4 protein-coding genes are annotated in these 2,441 nt (G+C 36.2%); all 4 read right to left on the reverse strand.

Annotated features, from left to right (window positions below; translation table 11 throughout):
• Nucleotides 1-188 precede the first annotated feature (188 nt).
• The gene (locus AACM45_RS20160) at nt 189-572 is read right to left on the reverse strand and encodes a DUF6730 family protein (protein WP_339144998.1); all 384 of its coding nucleotides are present in this window, start codon (nt 570-572) and stop codon (nt 189-191) included.
• A 12-nt stretch (nt 573-584) separates the two neighbouring features.
• Nucleotides 585-1,454, reverse strand: a complete 870-nt coding sequence (locus tag AACM45_RS20165) for a relaxase/mobilization nuclease domain-containing protein (RefSeq protein ID WP_339145000.1) — start codon at nt 1,452-1,454, stop codon at nt 585-587.
• Complete coding sequence (gene mbpA, locus AACM45_RS20170; protein ID WP_339145002.1) at nt 1,451-1,747, reverse strand: mobilization protein MbpA; 297 nt, start codon at nt 1,745-1,747, stop codon at nt 1,451-1,453. Before mbpA ends, AACM45_RS20165 begins: the two co-directional genes overlap by 4 nt.
• A 234-nt stretch (nt 1,748-1,981) precedes the next feature.
• Nucleotides 1,982-2,441: site-specific integrase (locus tag AACM45_RS20175; protein ID WP_339145004.1), on the reverse strand; the 460-nt coding region annotated here is incomplete at its 5' end.

Here is a 2,441-nt window from a genome sequence, read left to right on the forward strand (position 1 = left end):
TTGAAAAAGGCCTTTTTTCATTCAATTTTTTTTGGATGTTTAGAGAAGTAAGAATGTTTCATTTTGAAAAAACTGCAAAATTAATTTAAAACCCAAATCCTTACCCTTAAACTTTGCGCATGGATCCTATTCTGATTTTATAGTGTGCCGTCAGCTAAGCGTTAAGTAAAATCGGAATAGGGCGCATTCTACTTATTCATTCGTAGTTCTACTTTTTCTTTACCTTGAATGGCCACTTTGTCCTTATCCAATTGCACAACTTGAAAACTTAAATATCCAATGACGATAGTAAGCATTATAAGTACTGATAGAAAAAGTCCCAACAACCATTTGGGAATAAGCTTTACTCCTTTTAGTTTTTGATTTAGCTCTTTTAATGTTCGTTGATTTTGAGATTCAACCCTTTCCTGTTTTCTTAGGTGTTCTTTTAAGTGGTATTCTATATTGGAAGTGTCTGCTTTCACTTTTACTTCATTTAGGTTTTTAGATAAGTCTTCCAATTTTTCAATTGACTTATGGAAACCATTGATTTCTTCGGTCAACAGTTCCATGATTTCATCTATTTTTTTCATAATATGTGCTGTTTAAATTCCCATTCCTAGGTCAATTGCCTTCTTAATTGTTTTCTTTACTATCCGCTTCGCTAGAGCTATAGCAATATTGGTGCTCAGTTCAACCGCTTTTCCTGCAAGTTTTACCGTAGGTATATTCTGTTTGGGCATTCCCATATTCATGTCGTTGGAGATTTGAAATATTATTTTTCCTCCCGACATGGAACGGTGAACCTCACTCCCTTTTAGGTTCTGCCCTTTGTAGGCAAACCGAAAGCCTTGTAGCTTTTGCTGTTTGTTGATACTTGGAATAACTGTGACTTCCTTTCCCTTCATCAGCTTGATATAGGTATCCAGACTTTTCGGTCTTTCTTTCGCTATCACATTATCATGGATTTGTTTTATCTCACTTCTGATTTGTTTGATTTGGTCAAGTCTTTGGTATTGGATGTCCCTTGCATTGGTAAGTCCCATTCCCCTGGCAACCTCATAGGCTTTCTGTTGACTTCTTTTTCCAATGAAGCTGTCCTTGTATGCCTTTCCATCAAAACCTATCCTGTTCACATACAAATGGATATGGGTATGCTCTTTATCTCTATGTACAAAAGCAATCGCCTGTCTTTCTTTTAAGTCCATTGCTTTTATAAACTTTTTGGTGAGTTCCTGTAATTCTTGTTTGGATAATCTTTTGCCATCTTCAATATTTGGACTTAGTACAAAGCTTAGGGTGTTTTTTTGTGTTCTTTGATTCTGTGATTGGATGATTTTAAACTCTTCCGTTATCTCCTTGGGATTATCTCCTGCTAAATGTTGGCTGTGGATAATCTCCGCATCCTTTTCTTGGTTCCATCCATAGGAGATAGAAGCTTTGGTATGTGATATGGATTTTCCCTTGGCTATCATTTGTTGAAATTGTAGAGATGGTTTCGTATTTCATTTGCTAATTGCTCCACTTCGTTGGAGAGTTTTGGATTCCTTTTCTTAAACATATTACTTATGCGTTTAAAGTTGTTCTTGTACTTGACCAACATGGCATAGTGTTCCATCTGCTCTGGTGTCAACCGCTCGATGATGTTATGTCCAAAAGCCGAACTACGGCAATATTCGGATAGGGAGAGCCCTGCCTTTTTGGCCTTGAGCTTGAGCATTTTCTTTTCATAGATGCTGCATCTAAATTGAATGAACTCCCTTTTCATTTTCCTTTTTTCTTTTGCGACCTTCGGGAGAAAAAGCAAGATTGTCATGACAATGACACATCTTGAATTGCCCCGCTACTTTAAATTATATTTAGTTTAAAACAACTGTGAAAAGCTGTCTTGTTTTAACAGTTTGAAAACGTTGATTATAGATATAATGCCATGAATTATCGTAATCATTAAAATCTTAAAAATGAAACTTCAAATAATATGTATATCTCTCCTAATTGATTTTTAATTCTGGTAAGGTTTGGGAATTTCTTCGCTTCTTTGCTTCTTTTTTGTTTCGAAAAGATTCATCAAATCTTGCATGTCCTCCCCTACTTTCTTTTGTAGTACCCTAGCATAGATTTGGGTCGTGGATATTTTGGTATGTCCCAGTAATTTGGAAACTGTTTCTATGGGGACTCCATTGGATAAAGTGACCGTGGTCGCAAAAGTATGTCTAGCTGTATGGAAGGTGATGTTTTTATGGATACCACATGCTTTGGCTATCTCCTTTAAGGTTTGATTGGTCTTTTGATTGCTATAGACTGGTAACAGTTCTCCAGTAAGCATCATTTCTTCTCGGTACCTTTCCAAAATATCTTTTGCCATAGGTAATAATGGAATCTTGACGGGTTCATCAGTTTTGGCTCTTTTGGTGTGTATCCATTGGTTGCCATCAATTCCGAATAGTATTTGACTTGGCTTT

The sequence above is a fragment of the Croceitalea sp. MTPC5 genome (assembly GCF_036985505.1).
Classification (GTDB): Bacteria; Bacteroidota; Bacteroidia; order Flavobacteriales; family Flavobacteriaceae; genus Croceitalea.